Annotated in this window: 21 protein-coding genes, 1 tRNA gene and 1 pseudogene; 11 read left to right on the top strand and 12 right to left on the bottom strand. The window is 61.7% G+C overall.

Annotation, left to right across the window (positions count from 1 at the left end; translation table 11 throughout):
- The first annotated feature begins 77 nt into the window (after positions 1 to 77).
- Positions 78 to 656, top strand: a complete 579-nt coding sequence (locus HGP13_RS23120; protein ID WP_172229325.1) for an NUDIX domain-containing protein — start codon at positions 78 to 80, stop codon at positions 654 to 656.
- A 43-nt stretch (positions 657 to 699) separates the two neighbouring features.
- Here the strand turns inward: HGP13_RS23120 and hutH are convergent, their stop codons facing one another.
- Positions 700 to 2,205: a histidine ammonia-lyase gene (gene hutH / locus HGP13_RS23115; protein WP_172234814.1), complete on the bottom strand. Its 1,506-nt coding sequence runs from the start codon at positions 2,203 to 2,205 to the stop codon at positions 700 to 702.
- 428 nt (positions 2,206 to 2,633) lie between these two features.
- Between hutH and HGP13_RS23110 the strand changes: the two genes are divergently transcribed.
- The 3 genes and pseudogenes from HGP13_RS23110 to HGP13_RS23105 all read left to right on the top strand — a co-directional run bounded on the left by HGP13_RS23110 (position 2,634) and on the right by HGP13_RS23105 (position 4,513).
- Positions 2,634 to 2,945: a hypothetical protein gene (locus HGP13_RS23110; RefSeq protein WP_172229323.1), complete on the top strand. Its 312-nt coding sequence runs from the start codon at positions 2,634 to 2,636 to the stop codon at positions 2,943 to 2,945.
- Positions 2,946 to 3,027: 82 nt separating this feature from the next.
- A pseudogene (locus HGP13_RS38035) lies at positions 3,028 to 3,159 on the top strand (GDP-mannose pyrophosphatase); the annotation flags it as partial.
- A gap of 1,129 nt (positions 3,160 to 4,288) precedes the next feature.
- The gene (locus tag HGP13_RS23105; protein ID WP_172229321.1) at positions 4,289 to 4,513 is read left to right on the top strand and encodes a hypothetical protein; all 225 of its coding nucleotides are present in this window, start codon (positions 4,289 to 4,291) and stop codon (positions 4,511 to 4,513) included.
- Between the two features lie 49 nt (positions 4,514 to 4,562).
- Here the strand turns inward: HGP13_RS23105 and HGP13_RS23100 are convergent, their stop codons facing one another.
- The 4 genes from HGP13_RS23100 to HGP13_RS23085 all read right to left on the bottom strand — a co-directional run bounded on the left by HGP13_RS23100 (position 4,563) and on the right by HGP13_RS23085 (position 7,433).
- A complete protein-coding gene (locus HGP13_RS23100) occupies positions 4,563 to 4,784 on the bottom strand; it encodes a hypothetical protein (RefSeq protein WP_172229319.1) in 222 nt (73 codons plus the stop codon).
- Between the two features lie 345 nt (positions 4,785 to 5,129).
- Complete coding sequence (locus HGP13_RS23095; protein ID WP_172229317.1) at positions 5,130 to 5,531, bottom strand: ATP-binding protein; 402 nt, start codon at positions 5,529 to 5,531, stop codon at positions 5,130 to 5,132.
- 178 nt (positions 5,532 to 5,709) lie between these two features.
- Positions 5,710 to 5,796 (bottom strand) — tRNA-Leu (locus tag HGP13_RS23090).
- Positions 5,797 to 6,764: 968 nt separating this feature from the next.
- Entirely contained in the window at positions 6,765 to 7,433 is a 669-nt protein-coding gene (locus HGP13_RS23085) for an outer membrane protein (RefSeq protein WP_172229315.1), read from the bottom strand.
- 193 nt (positions 7,434 to 7,626) lie between these two features.
- Between HGP13_RS23085 and HGP13_RS23080 the strand changes: the two genes are divergently transcribed.
- The 3 genes from HGP13_RS23080 to HGP13_RS23070 all read left to right on the top strand — a co-directional run bounded on the left by HGP13_RS23080 (position 7,627) and on the right by HGP13_RS23070 (position 10,572).
- Entirely contained in the window at positions 7,627 to 8,001 is a 375-nt protein-coding gene (locus tag HGP13_RS23080; RefSeq protein ID WP_172229313.1) for a hypothetical protein, read from the top strand.
- Between the two features lie 93 nt (positions 8,002 to 8,094).
- Entirely contained in the window at positions 8,095 to 9,912 is a 1,818-nt protein-coding gene (gene ade, locus HGP13_RS23075; protein WP_172229311.1) for an adenine deaminase, read from the top strand.
- Positions 9,913 to 9,966: 54 nt separating this feature from the next.
- Positions 9,967 to 10,572: a TetR/AcrR family transcriptional regulator gene (locus HGP13_RS23070; protein WP_172229309.1), complete on the top strand. Its 606-nt coding sequence runs from the start codon at positions 9,967 to 9,969 to the stop codon at positions 10,570 to 10,572.
- Positions 10,573 to 10,588: 16 nt separating this feature from the next.
- Here HGP13_RS23070 and HGP13_RS23065 read toward each other — a convergent pair whose 3' ends face one another.
- The 5 genes from HGP13_RS23065 to HGP13_RS23045 form a co-directional block, all read right to left on the bottom strand.
- Complete coding sequence (locus HGP13_RS23065; protein WP_172229307.1) at positions 10,589 to 11,440, bottom strand: NAD(P)H-binding protein; 852 nt, start codon at positions 11,438 to 11,440, stop codon at positions 10,589 to 10,591.
- Positions 11,441 to 11,663: 223 nt separating this feature from the next.
- Entirely contained in the window at positions 11,664 to 12,314 is a 651-nt protein-coding gene (locus HGP13_RS23060; protein WP_210266320.1) for an SGNH/GDSL hydrolase family protein, read from the bottom strand.
- Positions 12,315 to 12,721: 407 nt separating this feature from the next.
- Entirely contained in the window at positions 12,722 to 13,885 is a 1,164-nt protein-coding gene (locus HGP13_RS23055) for an alpha/beta hydrolase (RefSeq protein WP_172229305.1), read from the bottom strand.
- A gap of 143 nt (positions 13,886 to 14,028) precedes the next feature.
- Positions 14,029 to 15,135 carry an alpha/beta hydrolase gene (locus tag HGP13_RS23050; protein WP_172229303.1) on the bottom strand — a complete coding sequence of 369 codons (1,107 nt, stop codon included), beginning with the start codon at positions 15,133 to 15,135 and terminating at the stop codon, positions 14,029 to 14,031.
- Positions 15,136 to 15,203: 68 nt separating this feature from the next.
- Positions 15,204 to 16,607 (bottom strand): aminopeptidase P family N-terminal domain-containing protein, encoded by a 1,404-nt coding sequence (locus HGP13_RS23045; protein ID WP_172229301.1) that lies wholly within the window; start codon positions 16,605 to 16,607, stop codon positions 15,204 to 15,206.
- Between the two features lie 201 nt (positions 16,608 to 16,808).
- Between HGP13_RS23045 and ilvA the strand changes: the two genes are divergently transcribed.
- Positions 16,809 to 18,065 (top strand): threonine ammonia-lyase IlvA, encoded by a 1,257-nt coding sequence (gene ilvA / locus HGP13_RS23040; RefSeq protein ID WP_172229299.1) that lies wholly within the window; start codon positions 16,809 to 16,811, stop codon positions 18,063 to 18,065.
- Positions 18,062 to 18,616: a DUF1697 domain-containing protein gene (locus HGP13_RS23035; RefSeq protein ID WP_172229297.1), complete on the top strand. Its 555-nt coding sequence runs from the start codon at positions 18,062 to 18,064 to the stop codon at positions 18,614 to 18,616. Before ilvA ends, HGP13_RS23035 begins: the two co-directional genes overlap by 4 nt.
- Position 18,617: 1 nt before the next feature.
- Here HGP13_RS23035 and HGP13_RS23030 read toward each other — a convergent pair whose 3' ends face one another.
- A complete protein-coding gene (locus HGP13_RS23030) occupies positions 18,618 to 18,908 on the bottom strand; it encodes a DUF2218 domain-containing protein (RefSeq protein ID WP_172229295.1) in 291 nt (96 codons plus the stop codon).
- Between the two features lie 157 nt (positions 18,909 to 19,065).
- On the bottom strand, positions 19,066 to 19,506 hold the full coding sequence (gloA, locus tag HGP13_RS23025; RefSeq protein WP_172229293.1) for a lactoylglutathione lyase: 441 nt from the start codon (positions 19,504 to 19,506) through the stop codon (positions 19,066 to 19,068).
- A 216-nt stretch (positions 19,507 to 19,722) separates the two neighbouring features.
- Here gloA and HGP13_RS23020 point away from each other — a divergent pair, with 216 nt between their 5' ends.
- Both HGP13_RS23020 and HGP13_RS23015 read left to right on the top strand, forming a co-directional pair.
- The gene (locus HGP13_RS23020; protein ID WP_172229291.1) at positions 19,723 to 20,319 is read left to right on the top strand and encodes a cold-shock protein; all 597 of its coding nucleotides are present in this window, start codon (positions 19,723 to 19,725) and stop codon (positions 20,317 to 20,319) included.
- Positions 20,320 to 20,343: 24 nt separating this feature from the next.
- On the top strand, positions 20,344 to 20,907 hold the full coding sequence (locus HGP13_RS23015; protein WP_172229289.1) for a DUF192 domain-containing protein: 564 nt from the start codon (positions 20,344 to 20,346) through the stop codon (positions 20,905 to 20,907).
- Positions 20,908 to 20,925: the final 18 nt, after the last annotated feature.

Raw genomic sequence — 20,925 nt, 5'->3', positions numbered from 1 at the left:
ACCAATCGCTGCCCCAATTGCGCCAGCGCCGGTTCGAGGCTACGCCTGCGCTCGGCAGCAAATACCCGAGGTGTCCAATGGAAGATCGCATTCGCATCCGCTCGGAAGAGGTTCTTTCCGACGACTGGGCGGTGCTGAAAAAGACCGTCCTCGACTATCGCCGGCGTGACGGCCAGTGGGAGACGCAGATCCGCCAGACCTATGATCGCGGCGATGGCGCGGTGATCCTACCCTACGACCCCAGTCGCTCGACGGTGCTGATGGTGCGCCAGTTCCGCTATCCCGCCTACGTCACCGGCCACCGCGAGCCGCTGATCGAGGCCTGTGCCGGACTGCTCGACGAAAACGATCCGGAGACCGCCATCCGCAAGGAAGCCGAGGAAGAGCTCGGCTACCGACTGAACAAGATTGAGCGGCTGTTTTCGCCTTACATGAGCCCGGGCAGCGTCACCGAGCGGCTATGGTTCTTCGTTGCCCGCTATTCGCCCGCCGACCGCATCTCGGCCGGCGGCGGCGCGCCGGAAGAAGGCGAGGACATCGAGGTTCTGGAAATGCCGCTCGACGAAGCGCTGGCCGGCATCGCCGACGGCCGCATCGTCGATGCCAAGACCATTATCCTGATCCAGCATTTGAAGCTGAATCCGATGAAGGCCTGAGACCGCGAGCCTCAACGAGCAAGCGGCTCACATAATGGGCGGCTCACATAATGGGCTGCGGACAGGCCGGGACGTCCATTTCGCGGATGAAGGTGCGCAAGGCCTCCATGTCCCGGGACAGAGGCCGATCGTCGGAATAGTGGGCGATGTTTTCCCGGACCATTCGGTAGATGGCGTCGGTACCAGGCGCGCGGCCACCGCGCTTGGCCAGGAAGTCATGCGCCTGCGCGGCCGCCATGAGTTCGATTGCCAGGATGTATTCCGCGTTGTCGATCACCGCCAGCAGCTTGTTGGCGGCGACGGTTGGATGCGCGAGAAAATCCTCTTGCAGGCCTGATGTGACGCCGCCGTCGGTCGCCGCCGGGGCGGCCAGACGCCGATTGACGTTGCTGAGCGACGTGGCCGTGTATTGGGCGATCATGAAGCCGGAATTGGCTCCGTCCTCATCGGCAAGGAAGGCCGGCAAATTGTTCACAAGCGGATTGACGAGACGGTCGATCCGACGCTCGCTCATTCCGGCCACCTGCGCCAAGGCGATGGTCAGGCCGTCGGCCGCCTGCCCGAGGGCGGGCGCGACCGCATGCGCCTCTGAAACAACCTGAGGATCGTTCAAGGACCCGAATACGGCGGGATTGTCGGTGACAGCGGCCAATTCGCGGTCGACCAGCTCGGCAGACCGATCCAGCACCTCCCGGGCGGCGCCGTGGACGTGCGGCACGGCGCGAAGACTGAGTGCGTCCTGCGTGCGAGTGCCGTGGGCGAGCGCTATCAGTTCGCTGCCGTGAAGCCAGCCACGCAGCGAACTGCCCACGTCCTGAATGCCGGGTGAGGGCCTCATCGCCAGGATCGCCTCGCCAAAAGCCGGCAATTGCGCGCCGGCGGCTTCAAGCGTCAAAGCCGCCGCGGCGTCGGCCCATGCCAACAAACGTTCCGCCCGCCGCACGGCGATGCTTGTCAGGCCGGTTGCGCACGCGGTGCCGTTGACGAGGCTCAAGCCTTCCTTGGCGCCAAGCTCCAACGGTTCCAGGCCCATTTCAGCCAGGGCCTCGAGCCCGCTCATCGAGCGACCTGCCACGGTTGCGCTGCCTTCACCGATCAAGACCAGGGCGACGTGCGCGTTGTGCGTCAAATATCCGGCCGATCCCCGGGACGGCACGTCGGGAACGCAGTCGCGCTCGATAAAGGTGAGCAAATTACGGACGATCGCAGGGCTCACGCCCGAATGGCCATGCGCGAAATTCGCCACTTGCGCGGCAATGATGGCGCGCACACCGCGCCTCGGCACGAGGTCACCGACGCCGCACGCATGACTGCGAATGATATTGCGCGACAGTTTCTTGTGCAGGGCAGGCGCCACGATTTTGCTGGCCAATGCGCCGACCCCGGTATTGACGCCATAGGCGCGGATGCCCTTGTCGACGATGGCCGCCACGAGCTGGTGCGCAAAAGCGATCCTCGCCCAAGCCGCCTGGCCAAGCGCCAGAGATTCGCCTTCGCTCACGCGCGCAATATCGCGCCAGCTGGCGTTTCCATCTATCATTATTGTCATTGCCCGTTCCGAAATAGCTTTGCGAATGCGCAGGCACTGTTGGCTCGCTTGAAAGGCGGCGCAAGAACCTTGCTTCGGCGCTGTGCCGCCCAACCGCGATGCATATTGGCGATGGAATTGCCGACTGATGCGACTGTAGCGACGTCGTCCGGCAATAAAAGGCATGCCGCCCGCGATCCGGCGCTGGAAATCCAGCGCCTCGTTTGAAGGACAGGATCACTCGGTCCGCGCCGGCCTGGCTAGGCTCCGCCTCAGGCCTTGGCGCCGAGGCCGTTACGATCCCATGGAGGCCACGCTTCCGGAAATCATATATTAGCAATAAACAATATATTAATGGCTATAATGCAGCTTGGCAAAGGGATACCTCCCATCGACGTTCCGACACGCGCCTTGGAGCGCCGGACGTTTGACCAATGCGGAGCAAACGCATGAGTGTCGGAGCCGCTCTCGGACAATTGCTCCGGCTGATTCATCGCCGGGCCATGAAATTGGCGACGTTGCCGGAGGATGAAAGGGATCCTCATTACGATCACATCCGCCTGTCATGCTGCGCGGCCGCCGAGCACATTGGGCAAGAACCTGACCAGGCAGCCATCACGGCGAACGATATGGTTGAGTTTGTTCGCGCGCTGGTCGGGATCATTGAGATAGGCTCTCGGCCAGATCATGAGCGAAGCGCCGATCAGGGGTCGCCGGTACTGCATTCGGGCGGCCAAGAGAGGGGCACCACGCGCATTTAGCAAACAAGGAAGAACGCCCGCTTGGGGCAACGGAAACGACGCGGCTAACGCTGGTGCTGTACGACGTAGCTGCTGGTGATGGCGCCAGTTCCGCTATCCCGCCTACGTCACCGGCCATCGCGAGCCGCTGATCGAGGCCTGTGCCGGACTGCTCGACGAAAACGATCCGGAGACCGTCATTCCCAAGGAAGCCGAGGAAGAGCTCGGCTATCGGGCTGGCCACAGGCGGGCGCCAGGACGCGCGGCAGGCTTCGGTGGCTTAGGAGATTAGCGGAGGGCAAGAACGCGCGCCTCGGGACTTCCTGCGGCCCGACAGTCCCCGTTGGGGTGGGTTTGGTTGACCGTCGGGCCTAACCGGCTCGGGCAAGCCGGCTGGCGTGACCGTAACGTTAGCAAGTCTGCAACAAAACCCTGAGCGGCCGTTTTCCCCCGATTTGTGCCATTTCGGGACGGCGGCACTGGCACTCCTTTTGCGTCTGACAGCGCGCCGGTTGATCCCGGCCCTGATCGCGTACTCTGGTCAGGTTGTAGGCTCGCCGGGCTTGAGGTTGTTGGGGTCTTCGTCCGGCGAGCTTGCCATCCACATGCTTCCTAGATGCGAAAAGCCCCGGCGCTGGGTGAGGCGCCGGGGCCTTTAGTCACATGTACGAGCTACATTCCATGTCCCCATATGATGGTGCGCTAATCTGCTCAACAAACGGTAAGTTCGGCATGCAACTTGAAGCTGATCGGCAGCGAAACCGCGACAGGAAGCCGATCGTCGAATCACCAAACGGGGGACATAGGACGGCGGCCCAGCAGCTTGGTTGCTAGAGGGACTGGCAGCGGAAAGCCGCTGGGCCACGGGCGCGCGTCCGGCTGACTAATGTACGCATTTGCTAATATATTCGGGATTTATCAATATGAACGATGGAAGCAGCAAAAGGTGGAGCATAAGCCGGCCACAACCTAGATCGTCAGCGTCTTCGACAAGCCGCACTGGCGCACCATCCTGACCACCAAGGACCAGGCGGAGGCCCAGGCGCTCGAGCACGATGATCCAGGACGGAGTGAAGGCGCGGATCGAGGAGATCATGCCGAAGGCGAAGAAGCGCTGATGAAAATGGCCGGCGCCAGTTGGGGTGGGCTTTGGGGATGACGCCGGCCAAGCGGACATCAGGTCCGCCGCAAGCAGATGCTAATATACCGAAGGCGATCCCTGGATATGGTGTGATCGCGGAACTCTACATCTCGTTGTTGTCGATGATGCCGGCGCTTCGCCATGGGGGAGCGCCTACAACGGGCAGCGCACAACGAATGTGCGGCTTGCTCAACAGATCGTCCGAACGCTGCTGGTGATCTAAATGACCCGGTCCTACGAGAATCTGGACGACCTTCAAGGCGATCTCAGGAAGTTGTCGACCCTCATCAACGTCATCGAGCAAAAGGTTTTTGAGACCCCCGATATCGACGAAGTAGGCCACCTGCTCTGGATCGCACGAGACCTTGCCGAGCAGATTGTCACAAACTCGGAAGACGTGTGCTCGAGCCAAAACATCGTCAAGCAGAGCCGCCAAAAGGCGAACTGAAAATCCGCACCGTCCGGTATTTGGCCCGCTGCCTCACGGTGGCGGGCCATCACCATTTGATTGGGAAAAGACGGATTTCAATCGCCTGTTCGTTTGAAATCATGTCGCGAGCGCCGATGCGGTAATTAAAGGCAAGGTAGGCCATATTCGGCATGCGATCCCCGACGATCACCGGGCTACCGCTCTCAAAGGCCGCGTGGAATTCAAATTCCGCGATCTGACGCGTCGAGCCTGGATGAATGACGAACTCGGAGTCTCCGTAGGCTGTCACTTTATCAGCCTCGTTGATCAGAGGTTACGAATGGCAATCGGTCAGTGGCCCAGCCGAATTGGATTCCCGTCAAATCGCTAAGAGTAATTGACGGGAAAAAGGCCGTTACGGAGGAAACGTTGTCGAGCCACAGTCGGATTTTGTAGTAGCTGTCCGATCCTGATGACCTGAATTTATGAACGTCTGTTCTCAGCTTGAGATTTGGAACTGTCGTTCGGCGAAAAGCGTCCTCGATGTCGAAGTGCTCCATCGCATAGCTCCCGGAGCCAGAGCGCTTAAAATACTGCTTTAGATCAGCGGCTTCGCTGCGGTGCGGTCGTCGCTCAGAACGAGGCACATCTACAACTACATAGCCGAAGCTCTGATTCTCCTCGGACGCGAATCCGCCCACTCGGATACCGCCATTTTGGGCTGCAAAGGATCGCCTACAGCTGAATTCACAGCACTGAGTGCGGTTTTCCAATTGGGGAGCGGTTCTAGATCACAGGCACAGTCGACCCCATCAACATTCTTGCGGCATTCAACTCCAATGACCAGAACACCGCCGGCAGAGTTGCTGAAGGCCGAGAGAGCCTTGGCCAAGCTGTTTCGGCCATCCTTGGTAAGTTGGCCTTGCGGGGTAAAGGCCGCGCCTTGCTTGGCGACGGCCGGCGCTTTGAAATCAAGCCTCAGGCCCTCTTGCGTTTCGAGCAGAATTGCCTCTCGCAGGAACGCCTCCCTGCCAGAAACGATATCGTCGAATTCCATTATATGGCCCTCGTTCTGCCATCCTCGGCTACCCCCACGGCTACCCGCGTGGAATTTCTTCGGGTAGCCAGCGCCGACTCAATAATGCCAATTGCCTTTTAATTACAATGTGGTGCGGACGACGGGAATCGAACCCGTACGATCAGAGATCGAGGGATTTTAAGTCCCTTTTCGTGACTGGTGCGGGCGGCGGGGCTTGAACCCGCAAGCCATTGAAGGCGAAGGATTTTAAGTCCTTTGCGTTTACCAGTTTCGCCACGCCCGCTTTGTCACATCGTGACGATTTGGCACCGCATTGTCACACGGTTTGTCACACGTTTGAGCCGTTGATTAGCATGAGCCTCGGAGCCGCGCCACCTTCAAGGGCGGGAAGTCCGGACGCAATGGATGTCGGGGTCTCGGATCACCTGCCTCGAGCATGATCCATGCCGTGCCGTATACTTAGGAGGCGTCCTATCAATCGCATTTTCGCAGCAAGCCGCCCGTGGGCCTAGGCTTCCTTATTCGCCCTTTAGGTATTTCCAATGCATCTCTCGGCGTCTCTCGTGTTCTCTGCGATATACACGAAATCCACCTATAATGACCCACGCCAGGGCGCCACCAATCGCGCGAGGTATTCCATGATCAGACGGCAAGTGTCCAACCAGATACCCCACCAGATACGCAACCATCAACCCGACCAAAAACACGCCGAGCGACGCACCAACAAGCTCCAGTATATCAGACAGGATTGGGTGGTTTCGAAACATGGCCAGCCACCTGCCTGCGTTTCCTGCGACTTCGCGATTAATTCTGAGGGTACTAGACCCTAAAGTAAATTATCAACTTGTGCTGCGCCGGCCAAGTCACGTCTGCGTCAATGCTGCCCATGGATACTGCCCGCCGCCGAGGTCCTTTGGGTCTGTCGCCGCTTTTTAAGTCCCTTGCGTCTACCAATTCCGCCACGTCCGCAGGCCAGCCCTTTTCAGATGCCAGACACAGGCCGTCAAGTCGTGTTCTTGAGCTGTCTGAACACGCACCCCAGAGGAGAGGGCGCGGCGATACTGGTGCGATCGCGGAATTATCCGCGCCGCGCGCAGGGGATAGGGTGTTTGCACGGCGGACTTGATCCGCCGAGGCCGGCGTCTACCAGGCCCAACCCATTCCCCCGCCCACTGGGGGCGCCGGCCGCCCCTCTCACCGAAATTGTTGATCACCTGAGGGCCGTCGCTCGCCGATCGCCGTTGGCCGCGCTCAGAACTTGTAGCTGAGATTGACGCCGACGGTGTTCAGCTTCGTATCCTGGTCGCGGCCGACGAAACCGTTGGACCCGTCATAGTGTTCGGAGCCGAAATCGTAATAGCGATATTGGGCGCCGACGACGAACTTGTCGGTCAGCGCATAGTCGACGCCGGCACCCACGGTCCAGCCGACATTCGTGCGTGTCTCGGAGAATGCCGAGCCCGAGGCTTGCGACGTCTCGATACCGGCGAAGGCGACGCCGCCTATGCCATAGACCAGCACACGATCCATCGCATATCCGGCCTTGGCATTGACCGACCCGAACCACTTGATGTCGGTACCGACGACATTTCCGGGCCCGCCAAGTTCCGCCGTGCCGTTGATCGAGGAATAGTTGAGGTCGGCCTCGGCGCCAATCACCGCCTGGTCGAACTGCCATAGGCCGGCGACGTGCCCGCCGACGAAGCCGCCGTCAATGTCGGGCGAGACGGAAAACGGTCCACCGTCGGTTCCCGAAATATCGGACTGGCCCCAGCCATATCCCGCCTGCAGGCCGGCATAATATCCGGTCCAGTCGAAGCCGGGCGCGGTCATCGGAACATCGACTGTCGGGTCGGCTGCGAAAGCCGGCATGGACAGGACGGCAAGAAGACCGGCACTTGCGACCACAAGGCGATACATTCGAACTCCCCGGACAAAGCGTCGGAAAAATCCTTGGAGCCAACGTAGACCGATTTGCCACAAAACGGAATTCCATTTCTGGCTGCGGCCCGTGTGTTGCTCGCCGAGCCGCATCCCTTAAGGCGGCGGAAAGCCGGCATTGCCGGGCGAATGTCACCGTGCAAGATGGTCGTCTTGCAGGGAAAAAATCCTGATGAACAGCCTGGCTCGTCTCATCGCTGGAGTAGCCATCGTGCTGCTCGCCTGCGGCCTCGCCAGGGCCGAGTCATTGATGCTCGCCATTGCCAGGGCCGCGGTCGTATCCGATGCGGCGTCGGTACAGATGGTGCTCAACCTCACGATGACACCGGACAGCGCAAAGGCATTCGCCGACTTCACCACGGCGAATGTCGGCAAGGTGGTCGATCTCAGCGTCGACGGTGCCGTGGTGGCGTCGCCGCGCCTGGTCGAACCCATCCTCGGCGGCGAGGTCATGCTCAACGGCACCTTCGCGGCGGGCGAACTCCAGCGTCTCGCGGACCGGATTTCAGCCGGCGGTGCGAAAGTCACGGTCGAGGTAAAGGCCTAGCAGCCTTTGTGACGATTGGGCAGGCCTATCCGCTGTTTGACGCTGGTCAAAACCAGGCAGGCTTGGCACAGTCGCGCAAACAGGAGTCCCTTCATGGCAAAGAAGCCGGCGGCGCATGCGACGAAGCCAAAACCCTGGACCGAGATGGCGACGCATCTGGTCGACGTCGCCATGGGCCGCAAGCCCGCCGATCTCGTCATCCGCAACGGCCGCTGGGTGAATGTTCACTCGGGCGAGATCATCGCCGGCACCGACATCGCCATTGCCGGCGGCCGCTTCGCCTATTGCGGGCCGAATGCCAGCCACGCCATCGGCCAGGGCACAAAGGTGGTCGATGCCGGCGGGCGCTACCTGGTGCCTGGCCTCTGTGACGCGCACATGCATGTCGAGAGCGGCATGGTGACGGTGACCGAGTTCTGCCGCGCCGTCATTCCGCACGGCACCACCTCGATGTTTATCGATCCGCATGAGATCGCCAATGTGCTCGGCTTGTCGGGTGTGCGGCTGATGCATGACGAGGCGGTCGCGATGCCGATCAACGTGCATGTGCAGATGCCGTCCTGTGTGCCATCGGCCCCTGGCCTGGAACATGCCGGCGCCGAACTGACGGTTGCCGATGTCGCCGAAGCCATGACATGGGAAAACATCATCGGGCTCGGGGAAGTGATGAATTTCCCCGGTGTCGTCGCCAACGACCCGGTGATGTCGGGCGAGATCGCCGCGACAGTGAAGGCGGGCAAGACCGTTGGCGGCCACTATGCCTCGCGCGATCTTGGCCTGCCGTTCCATGGCTATGTCGCCGGCGGACCCGAGGACGATCACGAGGGCACGCGCGCCGAGGATGCTATTGCCCGCGTGCGCCAGGGCATGAAGGCAATGCTGCGACTGGGCTCGGCCTGGTACGACGTTGCCTCGCAGGTCAAGGCGGTGACCGAAGGCGGCATCGATCCGCGCAACTTCATCCTGTGCACCGACGACAGTCATTCCGGCACGCTGGTGCACGAAGGTCACATGGACCGGGTGGTGCGCCACGCCATCCAACAGGGACTGAAGCCGGTGACGGCGATCCAGATGGCGACGATCAACACAGCCCAGCATTTCAGGCTGGAACGCGAGATCGGTTCGATCTCGCCGGGGCGGTTGGCCGACCTGCTGATTGTCTCCGATCTCGCCGCAATGACCATCGATGAGGTCTATGCGCGCGGCGCCAGGCTGGCCAAGGGAGGCAAGCTCGACATCGACATTCCGGCCTATGACTACCCGAAGACGGCGAAGAACACCGTCAAGCTGGGCAAGAAGCTCAAGGCGGCAGATTTCGACATCGCGGCCCCCAAAGGCGCCAACGAGGTGCGGGTGCGGGTCATCGGCGTCATCGAGAACCAGGCGCCGACGCGGGCGTTGGAGGCGGATCTAGCCGTCGAGGACGGGCTGGTCGCCATGGATCGCCGCAACGATGTCTGCCAGATCGCGCTGGTCGAGCGGCACCGGGGCACCGGCGGCGTCACCAACGCCTTCGTCTCCGGCTTCGGCTATATGGGCGATTGCGCCATGGCCTCGAGTGTGGCGCATGACGCCCACCACATCATCTGCGTCGGCACCAACAAGCAGGACATGGCCCTGGCGGTCAACCGGCTGGGCGAAGTCGGCGGCGGCGTCGTGCTGTTTTCCAAGGGCAAGGAACTGGCGTTGGTCGAAATGCCGATCGCCGGCCTGATGTCGGACGAGCGCGCCGAGATCGTCGCCGCCAAGGCCGAAAAACTGACCGAAGCGATGCGCAAGATGGGGTGCTCCCTCAACAACGCCTATATGCAGCACTCCCTGCTGGCGCTGGTGGTCATTCCGGAACTGAGGATTTCCGACGTCGGGCTGATCGACGTGACGACATTCCAGAAGGTCGACCTCTTCGTCTAGGGTATGTCGATATTCAGGTGATGTCGGCCTGCGAACTACATACTGTGAGGCAGCATGACCACGGTCAAAAGAACCTTTAGGCGGCGCGAGCCGACACAGCAACGCTCGCGGCAGACCGTGGACTGCGTGCTCGAGGCGGTCCAACTTGTGGTGAAGCGTCACGGGACCCAGGCCATCACCACGAATCGCATCGCGGAGGCCGCCGGCGTTAGCGTCGGATCGCTCTATCAGTACTTCCCCGACAAGCGCGCAATCTTCACCGCCCTTCATGACCGACACGTCGACGATGTACGGCAGGTTATCGGGCAGACGACGGCTGCCTACGCCTCGGCTCCGCTGCAGGACTTCACAGGCGAACTCGTCCGAGGTCTGGTGAACGTGCACGTGGATGCTGCGGAACTGCACGAGATTGTTTCGTCCGCCGTTCCGGAAGGCGCTGTTGGCTTCAGGAACGCGCTGCATCACACCTTCGGGCGAGTGCTGTCACGCGCAGACGAAAGGCAATACAGCGTCGACGAGACGGAGCGAATGCTTTTTGTCCTTCCGCGCATGGTGGAATCCCTCGTGCACGGAGCGGTCCACCAGGCGCGCGCCCTCTCGCGTGATGTCGTCAGGAGCGAGGCGATCCGTACCGTACAGGTCTATGTGAATTCTTTTTAGGGCACCGCGCGAAACACTATTGAAACGACGCGGCGTTCTCGGCGGCCCACTGAGCGAACGGGATTGGTTCCCGCCCAGTCACTCGTTTTACCCCGTCCGTCACCGTGTCAAGTCGGCCCTCGCGCACCGCGCGCCAGATGTCCACAAGGGCATCGACGTAGGGGCCTTTCCCGGCCCATTCGACGGTGTCGGTGTACGCCTGCCGGTCGGATATTTCCTCGAAGCCGACAGGCTTGCCGATGGCTCTGCCTATCGTGGCCGCCATCTCCCCATAGGACAGCGCCTTGCGGCCAGTGATCACCAGTGCCTGGCCGTCGTGGTCGCGCGTGCTCAGGGCGGCCGTGGCGACGGCAGCGATGTCGTCTGGATGGATGAATGCGATCTTGCCCCCACCCGTAGACGAGCGCAGCACGCCCTCGCGGCGGATGGATTGCGACCAACCGAGCGCGTTGGACATGAATCCGGCCGCCTGAATGAACGTGAACGCCACCCCGCTTCTCCGAATGGCATCCTCGCCGCGTGCATGCCACGGACCGGTGCCTATCCCGGTTCGCACGTCCAGGGTAGAGAGCTTGACGATGTGTCGTACGCCTGCGTGGCGGGCAGCGAAGGAGACCGCGCGATCTCGCTTCTCGAGATCCGATCCATCAGTCAGGAGGAATATACCGTCAACCCCAGCCATCGCAGTATTTAGCGGGGAGCCTGGCTTTTCGAGGTCTCCGGTATGGATATCGACATGGTCGCCGAAAAGGGCCTTGGCCTTCTTCGCGCTGCGCACGAAAACGGACGGGCGCGCTCCGCAATCAACGAGGCGCTGGGTTACCCGAGAGCCGATGTTTCCCGTGGCGCCGATGATGAGATGTTTCACTGGAGCTTGCTCCAGCCACGGATCACCTCGAATGCCATTCGCCTCTGGCCCGCCAGAGTGAAATGCAGACCGTCGTCCATGAGCAGGTCGGAAGCAGGGGGACTTCCCAGCGTTGAGAAGGCGTCGATAACCGGTCCGTCGCCCTCGCGGACGATCTTGGCGACGCGCGCCAGGTCTTCGTTGCGGAACCGAACCCCGAACCTGGCCAGGCCCCGATGGGCCGCTACCTGCGCTTCATTGACCGCAGGCGGCGGCCCCGATGGGCCGCTACCTGCGCTTCATTGACCGCAGGCGGAGTAATCCAGATACAGTTCGCCGTGGTCTCTCCTGAAACGCGCTGCCGCAGTTCGGCAATGTTGCGCGCGGTCTCCTCATGATGAACGAGCGTCTTCGTGGGGTGCGGGCCTTGCGTGCGGGCGTCATTCGTACCGAAGAGGAAGAGTATCCAGTCGGGCCGGGAATTGATGACATTTGCGACCCGCACGAGACCGTGCGTGGTCGTCTCGCCTGCGACTGCGCTGATGGTCAACGAAATCCCGTGGGTGCCGCGACGCCTCGCCAGCATTTCCCTAAGGACTACCGCCCAAGATTGGGGATCGGACGTCAAGCTGTCGCCGAACGCCACTACCTTGTCCCCTTTCCTTAGCGGAAGACGATCCACCATCGATGCCGCGGCTGGGTCGGCAAGCAACGCGTCGGCTGCTTCCGAGGCCTCCTTTTGCATGCGGCAAAGTTCGGTCGCGTAGATCTCAACCGGCAGGCCGAGGAGCCCGGCATGAGCTTCCCTGGCGAGGCTGGCGCCTTTGGGCAGGGCGGCCAAGGTCGCCTCGGGCTGGATGACCTTCAAAAGCCAGCGCACTTGCTCGTCCGACATGGGTTTCACCTCGCAGTTGGGTCCGTTTGCAGAAGGCGAAAAAGTAGTTGCACCCCGGAAACGTCGCTACTCGCGTTGGCTGGTTCATTAAGTGGTTGTAATTGCTTTGAAATTTTGCGCCCTCCCAGAGCCTTCGTCAGATTCAAGGGCCGTCTGGGAAGCACCTTTCACGTTCGGCACCGAGCGTTCGCATTTGGCCGATATCGTTGATTTGGTCGGGTGGTGATCGGCCGTTGGCCGTGTGATTCCATCGTGCTGCAAAGCAAACACTTGCCGAGAGGCTCAATCACCCGGAAAACAGAGCCGTTCAGGATGCTTCAGGGCGATTAAGTACGCTCCGCTGCGGTTCTCGGAATCAGCCATCCCGGCTCGGCCTGGCCCGAATTTCTACATCCCTTGGCCGGCACTCACCCGCCGGTGACGATGGTCAGCACTTTCAACGGCGTGGTGATGACCACCTCGGCGACCGAGCCGACGGCCTTGCCGAGGCCCTGGCCGATATTGTTGAGCTGTGCCGGATCGGGTTCGTCCGAGGCCAGGCCAGCCGGCGTGCGCAGGCGGTTTCCGAGCAACTGCACCAGGATCGGATTGTCGGCGAATTTGGCGTGATTGAGGCCACCGTCGCCGCCCTTGGTCTTGGTCAGGTCGACCACCGAAACGCCGTAGCTGGCAAGGTCGGCGGCATTGCCATAGTCGCCGACACGCGGCTTGTCGCCGGAGATCAGGGAAGACAGTTTGAGCGCCCGGTCGTCACCTGAAAGCAGCACGGCAAACGGCTTGTCCGGCTTGCCGTAGCGGATCATCTGCTTCTTGAACACGTCGACATCGATGTCGGGCGAAGCCAGGATGACATAGCCGAGTTTACCGCCGAGATCGCGGTCGCCGGTGATGGCGAGTTGGCGCAGCGCCTCCATCGTCAACCAGGTTCCCATCGAATGGGCGATGATGTCGATGCTCTTGACCCGCGTCTTGGCGAGCATCCTGAGCGTCGCCTCGAGATCGTCACGCGCCGCGTTGGCACTGTCCTTGTCGTAGATGTAGCCCGTCGTCTTGGCGCTCGACGCCCAGGAAAACAGCACCGGCGTGCCCGGATATTTCGTGTCGTGGGCGATCTGCGTCAGCCGGTAGACACCGTCGTCGAAACCGTTGTTGAAGCCATGCACGAAAACCAGCGCGCGGTCGCCGCGCATGGCGATGTCGGCGCCGACCGCCTTGGCGAATTGCGGCGCGCCTTCGTAATAGGTGACGTCTTTGGCGGTGAAGTCCTTGGCCGGATTGCTGTTGGCGGAACCCTTGGCGCGCTCGATGGCGCCGACCTGATGGCTCGCCGGAACCGTGACATCGACCCGGGCGAAGCTGGTGGTCAGCGAACGATCGCCGTCGAACACCTGCCGCGGGTCCTTCGTCGCCTTCCGGCGGGTGGTGGCGACGAAGATCTCATGCGTGGCCGCGATGGCGGAAGCCGGCACCGCGACTGTCGTCTTGTTGAGCAGATCGTGCGTATTTCCAGCGCAGCCGGCGACCAGCAGCGCGAAAGTAATGGCGACGACACTCTTCACACGCACGGTCACGCGACGGCTCCCGTAAAGGGGGACGTCAAAAGCGCGACGTCACCAGTCATTCCGATAGAGCCAGAGACCGGCGCGGTCCAGTTCAAAGTGGCATGGTGCCTCGGCAATGGTGAACAGGCACGGCGAAATCCGCGGCAGCGCATCTACTGCCCGAGTTGGGTTATGCGGTCGGTCACGTCCCGGTCGCTGGCGAAGCCGTCGTCGTCGCGCAGCCGCTGTCCGATCATCTTCACCAGGGTCGGATTGTCGGCGAATTTCGTATGGTTGAAGCTGTCGCTGCCCTTGACCTTGGAAAGATCGACCACGGTCACGCCATAAGTGGCAAGATCGGCGGCATCCTTGTAATCGCCGACGCGTGGCCTCGAACCCGCGATCAGGCCGGACAGCCTCAGTGCGCGGTCGTCGTCGGACAGCAACAGGATGAATGGCTTGTCCGGCTTGCCGTAGCGCCGCATCTGGCTCTTGAACACGTCGACGTCGATGTCGGGCGAGGCCAGCACCACGTCGCCCAGCTTGCCGCCAAGGTCACGGTCGCCGCTGATGGCCATCTGGCGCAGCGTTTCCATGGTCACCCAGGTTCCCATCGAATGCGCCACAATGTCGATGCGCCGCGCGCCGGACTGCTGCAGCATGCGCAAGGTCACTTCGAGCTGGTCGCGGGCGGCGCTGGCACTTTCCTTGTCGTAGACATAGTCGGTGGTCCTGGCGCCCGAGGCCCAGGAAAACAGCACCGGCGTGCCCGGGTAGCCGGAATCGTGAACGATCTGCGTCAAGCGGTAGACGGCGTCGTCGAAGCCGGTATTGTAGCCATGCACGAAGACCATGACGCGGCCGCCACGCGCGGCGATATCGGCATTGAGCGCGCTGGAGAATTTCGGCTGCGTGTCGTAGCCGACGACCTCGGATGCCATGAAATATTTGGCCGGATCATTCGATTTGCCGCGCGAGCGCCGCTCGATCTGGCCGGTTTGGTGGAGCCCGGGAACGGTGACGTTGACGCGCGCGTAGTTCAGCGTGGCCGAACGCTCGCCATCGAAAACCTTGTTGGGATCGTCGGATTTCTTGCGCGTCGTGGCGATGAAGATCGAGTGGTTGCCGGCGATTTCCGTCACCGGCGCGGACATGACTGCGCTGCCAAGCAGTTCCTGGGTTTGCGGGCCGGCGCAGCCGGCAACGAGCAAGGCAAGGACAACCGAAAATATCTTCTTCAAAAGCACGTCTGAAATTCCAACTCCGGCCAAAAGGCCCATCCACCCCCGCGACACCTCCCGGACAGGGAGAGTGCGGCAGAACTAAGTCGTGTCCAGTCGAAATGTGGTCAGCGGCCGACTACAGCCATCGCACTGTTGCGCGAAAGCCAAAATGGCGGAAGAAACGCCGGGATGTTGGAGAAGGGCAGCACCTCGGGCTTGAGGCGGATGCCGAGCACATCGGCCATGAAGGCACGGCGCGCCTCGATACGGCTCCAAGCCTCGGGATGGCGCGCCGCAATCTCCTCGCGCAGTGCCGCGTCGGCGAGCGCGATGCCATCCTCGATATTGGTGGTGAAGTAGTCGCTGCCGGTCGCCGGAATGATGTCGACCTGCAACGCCATGCCGGATCGCAATTTGATGTCGGAGCCGGAAAACACCGGCGAATGCATCCACTCGTCGATATGGACGAGATGGCCGGGATTGAGGGAGACGCCAAAGAACGGGTCACCGATGCGGTCATGCACCGCCTTCCACAAAGCGCCGCCCGTCGTGCCGATGCCGATCGCTTCGTACCAGTCGACGACTGCGGCGAAATAGGGCGCGACCAGCTTTTCGACATAGTCGCGTATGGCAGGAGGCAACTCCGAGGCGCCCTCGGCCAGGAACCCGGCACGAGCATTGAGCGCGCCCTGGATGCCATAGGCCATGGTGACCGGGTCGCCACGGTTGATGACATCGAGGCGAGGGCTGGGCAGGCCATAGGCGGCGCGTTTTCCCGCCGACAGCATCGGGTGACAGCCATGCGGCAGGCCGTTCATGCCCATCAGTCGCGCCGCCTGAAGTTCGGTCATGCCGGGCTCGATACCTCGCAGGACATTGCGCAGCCCTTGCGAGGTGAAGGTCGCGGCAAACTCGAAGCTAGCCAGCTGGTCGGCCTCGTTGATGGCGCGCAGGCCGTCGCTGGGGTTCATCAAAAGATTGGCGGCATTCAAGACGGCGCCCTTGTCGCCGACGAAGGCGCGCAGCGTATCGGCAATAAAGGACGGCAGGTCGAGCGCCATCTCATCGAACCCGGCATCGCCGGTGCCAAAAGGCTTCCAGCCGATGGCGCCGATCCTCTGGCCGGGCTTCAGGCCGCAGCCGGCAAGGATGTCGGAAAGCGCGTCCGAGCGGTCGCGTGGCTGCGCCGGGAGCGAGAAGGTCTGGTAGAGCACGCGCTCGTAAGGCCCATCGCAGATTTCGGCATAGCCCCAGCCCTCATTGCCGACGAGAAGTCTTGGCGGCTTGCTGGGAACGACCACCAGTAAGGTCTCTTCGAAACGAGGATCGTAACCTGAGAGATAGGCGACATTGGCTGCGTGTTCGCGGTCGCCATAGACGGCGAAGGCATCGAAGCCGGCCTTGGCGCCGCGCGCGATTAGCGCCTTGATGCGCGCTTCATGGGTGGTCCGCGCAATCAGCGGCATCACCGTCGGTTCGCCGAATTCCGGCAGCGACATGGATTTCAGGCCGACCGACGCGACAGGCATGAACAAACGCTCCCAAGTACTTGCAAGGATTCTGCGAATGCCCTTTGCGGGAAGGGCATGGAGGCCGGACAATGGCGTTGCGGGGCCGGATATGCAATAGGCAGGATCGGCTGCGCGAGGTCAGGATGCAACAGACAGACACTGTGCGGCCAGGTTGATGACAGGGGTCCGCGCAGACATGCGGCACAAGGTGACTTTCCGATGACCAGTTTTTCCTCCCGCGTCGCCGTCGCCGCCGCGGCGATCCGCCAGATTTTTCCGGTAACGCCGCTGCAGGAAAACGACTATCTGTCGAAAAAGACCGGCGCGCGGGTGCTGCTGAAGCGCGAGGATTTGAGCCCGGTACGCTCCTACAAGATCCGCGGCGCCTTCAACTTCTTCCGCAAGGCGCTTGCTGCCGGCAATCAGGCCGAACTGTTCGTCTGCGCGTCGGCCGGCAACCATGCACAGGGTTTCGCCTTCGTCTGCCGCCATTTCGGCAAGAAGGGCGTGGTGTTCATGCCAGTGACGACGCCGCAGCAGAAGATCGACAAGACCCGGCTGTTCGGCGGCGAGTTCGTCGAGATCAAGCTGGTCGGCGACTTTTTCGACGACTGCTATCGCGCCGCCTTCGAATTCACCGAAAGCTCTGGCGCCCACATGGTGCCGCCCTTCGATCACAAGGACATCATCGAGGGACAGGCGACGGTCGCCTATGAGATCGCGGACCAGATACCGGGCGCACGCATGCCCGACATCATCATGCTGCCGGTCGGTGGTGGCGGGCTCGCCGCCGGCGTGACGCACTATTTCGCCGATCAGGGCCGGGAGGCGCGTTTCGTCTTTTGCGAGCCGGCCGGCGCGCCGAGCCTGCATGCCAGCCTCGCGGCAGGAAAACGGCTCAAGCTCGCCAAGGTCGACAACTTCGTCGATGGTGCTGCGGTCGCCGAGATCGGCCGCGAACCCTTGCGATATCTCAAGGAGTTTGCTGCCGACACGGTGCGGCTGATCCCGGAAAACCGGCTCTGCGCGACCATGATCGAGATGCTCAACGTCGAAGGCGTCGTGCTCGAGCCGGCCGGCGCCTTGGCCATCGACGCATTGAAGGATTTTTTCAGGAAGGAAATACGCGGCAAGACCATTGTCGCCGTGGTTTCAGGTGGCAATTTCGATTTCGAGCGCCTGCCTGATGTCAAGGAACGGGCGCTGCGCTACGAGGGCCTGAAGAAATACTTCATCATCCGCTTCCCGCAGCGGCCGGGCGCGCTGCGCGACTTCCTCGAAATGCTGGGTCCGGACGATGATATTGCGCGCTTTGAATATCTGAAGAAGTCGGCGCGCAATTTCGGCTCGGTTCTGATCGGCATCGAAACCAAGGACCGTCGCAATTTCGACCTGCTGAAGGCAAACTTCGAGGCCGAGGGCGTCCAGTATCAGGACATCACCGACAACGAGACATTGGCGGGTTTCATCATATGAGCGCAAAGGTGTTCATCGCCCTGTTTTCCGGCATCAATGTCGGCGGCAACCGCATCGTCAAGATGGCGGAGTTGCGCTCGTTCTTCGAGGATCTCGGCTTTTCCGATGTCGCCACCTATGTGCAGAGCGGCAATGTCGTATTCCGAGCCAACAAGGGCGACGCGGCCGCGCTGACCAAACAGGTCGAAGCGGCCTTCGAGAAGAAATGGGGTTTTCATTCGCGCATCATGGTGCGCGATCTCTCCTGGTTCGAACGGCTGGTGAGCGAAAATCCCTATCCGGAAGCGGCTGCCGACCACACCAAGCTCCATGCCTATGCGCTGGAGCGTGAGCCGACCGCCGATGAGGTGGCACGGCTGGCCGAAAAGTGCACCGGCCCCGAGCGCTTCGAGGTCAAGGGAGACGTGCTCTACCTCAGCGCGCCGGACGGACTCGGCAAATCAGTGTTTGCCAACCTCATTCCGCGTGTTCTGAAGGTGCCTGGCACCGCGCGCAACTGGCGCTCGGTGCTGGCGCTGCTGGAGATGGCCGGTCAGGCCGGCAAAGACTAGATTACGTCGCCGGCTTCCAGTCGAAGGTCAGTTCCTCGCGGAAGGCAAAACGCTTGATGTGATCGGCGACGACGCTTTCCAGGCGCTCGATCGACCCGGCTTCGTCGGTCGACACCGTGATGTGCAGCGTGCTTGCATCAGCGTCCATGACGGTGCGTCCCAGCGACGTCAGGTCGATGGTGCCATGGGTTGGATCGAACTCGACAGCAAATTTGTGCGCCCAGTGCTTGCACAGCTGCTGCAGATAGCGGCTGGCATGTTCGGTGGCGACATCGGCACGGCTGGTCGGCATAAGCGGATTCTCCAGAAGGGCAGGCGCCCATTGTTCGACGTAGCGCCAGGCTTGCCAACCTGGCGCTACGTCCGGGTAGATAGGTGCCTTCCTGAGAAACGGCAAAGGCGGCCGAGCAAATCCCACCCGGTATCCGGTCCGGTATGAGGTTTGAGGCCTACCAGCTTCCGGTGTTCGCCATCGAAGCCCAGGGTTCGGCCTTGGCTTTCGCCGGGCCTTTCTGCAGAAGCTCGATGGAGATGCCGTCCGGCGACTTGATGAAGGCCATGTTGCCGTCCCGCGGCGGCCGGTTGATGGTGACGCCGTTGTCCATCAGATGCTGGCAGGTGGCGTAGATGTCGTCGACCTCATAGGCGAGGTGGCCGAAATTGCGCCCGCCCTTGTAATCTTCCGGATCCCAGTTGTAGGTGAGTTCGACCAGCGGCGCCTTGTCGTTGATGCCGCTCTGTTCGTCTTCGGAGGCGGCGAGGAAGATCAGCGTGAAGCGGCCCTGCTCGTTTTCGTAGCGGCGGACCTCCTTCAGCCCGAGCTTGTTGCAGTAGAAATCGAGCGAGGCATCGACATCGGCGACGCGGACCATGGTGTGCAGATAGCGCATGTGTTTTCCTCGATTTGTTGGGTTGCGGCGCAACATAGGGTCGGCCCGCTCAAAGGGCAATCTCCCGCTCCCGGCGATGCCGGCAAAGAACAAATCCGGTATTCCCGCAATGAACCGTGAAAAAAGGCAGGGAAGGTCTTGCACACACCGGAAGCCGCGGTGTTAATCTGGTGTCAAGAATCAGTTGCGGTGTTCTTGAAAAAAGGGGGCATTCTTATGGGGGAAAAGGCCTCTTTGACGGGGCGGGCCGGAACCCTTGCCGACGCCTTCACGCGCGACGAAGGCGGCGATGCCGCCGACCTGACCGAAATTGCCGGCGCCATCAAGTGGTTCGATGTGGCCAAGGGCTACGGGTTCATCCTTCCCGACGACGGTGTTTCGGGCGATATCCTCCTCCATGTGACATGCCTTCGGCGGGACGGCTTCCAGACAGCGCTGGAAGGCGCGCGCGTGGTCTGCCTTGTCAAACAGGGCGATCGCGGGCTGCAGGCCTTCCGTGTGCTTTCGATGGATGTCACCACCGCCGTCCATCCCGCGGAAATGCAGGAACAGCGCACCCATGTCGCGGTGACGGCAGAGAGCGGGCTCGAACGCGCTTTGGTCAAGTGGTTCAACCGCACCAAGGGGTTCGGCTTCCTGACCCGCGGCGAGGGCACCGAGGACATTTTCGTCCATATGGAGACCTTGCGCCGCTATGGCATCACCGAGCTCCGGCCGGGGCAGGTTGTGCTTGTCCGTTTCGGGCGCGGTGACAAAGGCCTTATGGCCGCCGAAATTCACCCCGATATGGGCACCTTGCCGGTCTCGCACTAGGGCGATCCCGGCCGAGGATTTTGCATGTCTCACAGGAACTGGCTGACGGCGGGCGTCTTGTGCACCGTTGCTGCTGTCATCTTTGCCGCAGGCGCATTCTTCTATTTCCAGGTACCCAGCGCGGCCGATGGCCGGGCGATGATCCTGCCCGTAGACCCTGCGCCACTGGTCGCGGTGACGAAAAGCGGTGAACGATCCTTCTCGATCGAAGTCGCCGACACCGAAGCCGAGCGTGAGGCCGGCTTGATGTTTCGCGAGGAAATGGCCGGCGATCACGGCATGCTGTTTGTTTTCGAGCAAACACGCGACGTCGACTTCTGGATGAAGAACACGCCGATGCCGCTGGATCTGATCTTCGTCGGCCAGGACGGCAGGATCCGCGCGATCAAGCAAGGTGAGCCGCAATCCGAGGCGGTCATCTCACCTGGTGAGCCGGTCCGCTTCGTGCTCGAGCTGAAGGCCGGCACAGCCGCCCGGGAGGGCATCGCTGACGGCGACCTGTTGCGTCATCCGGCAATCAGCGGAGCATCCGGTCCCGGCATGCCGCCGTCCGACAAGGGCGACTCGCCGAACGTCAATTCCAACTGAGCAAGAAGGGTCACCTTC

The organism is Mesorhizobium sp. NZP2077 (assembly GCF_013170805.1).
Classification (GTDB): domain Bacteria; phylum Pseudomonadota; class Alphaproteobacteria; order Rhizobiales; family Rhizobiaceae; genus Mesorhizobium.
This window is presented reverse-complemented; position numbering and strand designations above follow the sequence as displayed.

Excerpts from the sequence above, each read along its gene's own strand:
- HGP13_RS23120 (WP_172229325.1), top strand. The coding sequence starts at position 78 with ATGGAAGATCGCATTCGCATCCGCTCGGAAGAGGTTCTTTCCGACGAC.
- hutH (WP_172234814.1), bottom strand. The coding sequence starts at position 2,205 with ATGACAATAATGATAGATGGAAACGCCAGCTGGCGCGATATTGCGCGC.
- HGP13_RS23110 (WP_172229323.1), top strand. The coding sequence starts at position 2,634 with ATGAGTGTCGGAGCCGCTCTCGGACAATTGCTCCGGCTGATTCATCGC.
- HGP13_RS23105 (WP_172229321.1), top strand. The coding sequence starts at position 4,289 with ATGACCCGGTCCTACGAGAATCTGGACGACCTTCAAGGCGATCTCAGG.
- HGP13_RS23095 (WP_172229317.1), bottom strand. The coding sequence starts at position 5,531 with ATGGAATTCGACGATATCGTTTCTGGCAGGGAGGCGTTCCTGCGAGAG.
- HGP13_RS23085 (WP_172229315.1), bottom strand. The coding sequence starts at position 7,433 with ATGTATCGCCTTGTGGTCGCAAGTGCCGGTCTTCTTGCCGTCCTGTCC.
- HGP13_RS23080 (WP_172229313.1), top strand. The coding sequence starts at position 7,627 with ATGAACAGCCTGGCTCGTCTCATCGCTGGAGTAGCCATCGTGCTGCTC.
- ade (WP_172229311.1), top strand. The coding sequence starts at position 8,095 with ATGGCAAAGAAGCCGGCGGCGCATGCGACGAAGCCAAAACCCTGGACC.
- HGP13_RS23070 (WP_172229309.1), top strand. The coding sequence starts at position 9,967 with ATGACCACGGTCAAAAGAACCTTTAGGCGGCGCGAGCCGACACAGCAA.
- HGP13_RS23060 (WP_210266320.1), bottom strand. The coding sequence starts at position 12,314 with ATGTCGGACGAGCAAGTGCGCTGGCTTTTGAAGGTCATCCAGCCCGAG.
- HGP13_RS23050 (WP_172229303.1), bottom strand. The coding sequence starts at position 15,135 with ATGGGCCTTTTGGCCGGAGTTGGAATTTCAGACGTGCTTTTGAAGAAG.
- HGP13_RS23045 (WP_172229301.1), bottom strand. The coding sequence starts at position 16,607 with ATGCCTGTCGCGTCGGTCGGCCTGAAATCCATGTCGCTGCCGGAATTC.
- ilvA (WP_172229299.1), top strand. The coding sequence starts at position 16,809 with ATGACCAGTTTTTCCTCCCGCGTCGCCGTCGCCGCCGCGGCGATCCGC.
- HGP13_RS23035 (WP_172229297.1), top strand. The coding sequence starts at position 18,062 with ATGAGCGCAAAGGTGTTCATCGCCCTGTTTTCCGGCATCAATGTCGGC.
- HGP13_RS23030 (WP_172229295.1), bottom strand. The coding sequence starts at position 18,908 with ATGCCGACCAGCCGTGCCGATGTCGCCACCGAACATGCCAGCCGCTAT.
- gloA (WP_172229293.1), bottom strand. The coding sequence starts at position 19,506 with ATGCGCTATCTGCACACCATGGTCCGCGTCGCCGATGTCGATGCCTCG.
- HGP13_RS23020 (WP_172229291.1), top strand. The coding sequence starts at position 19,723 with ATGGGGGAAAAGGCCTCTTTGACGGGGCGGGCCGGAACCCTTGCCGAC.
- HGP13_RS23015 (WP_172229289.1), top strand. The coding sequence starts at position 20,344 with ATGTCTCACAGGAACTGGCTGACGGCGGGCGTCTTGTGCACCGTTGCT.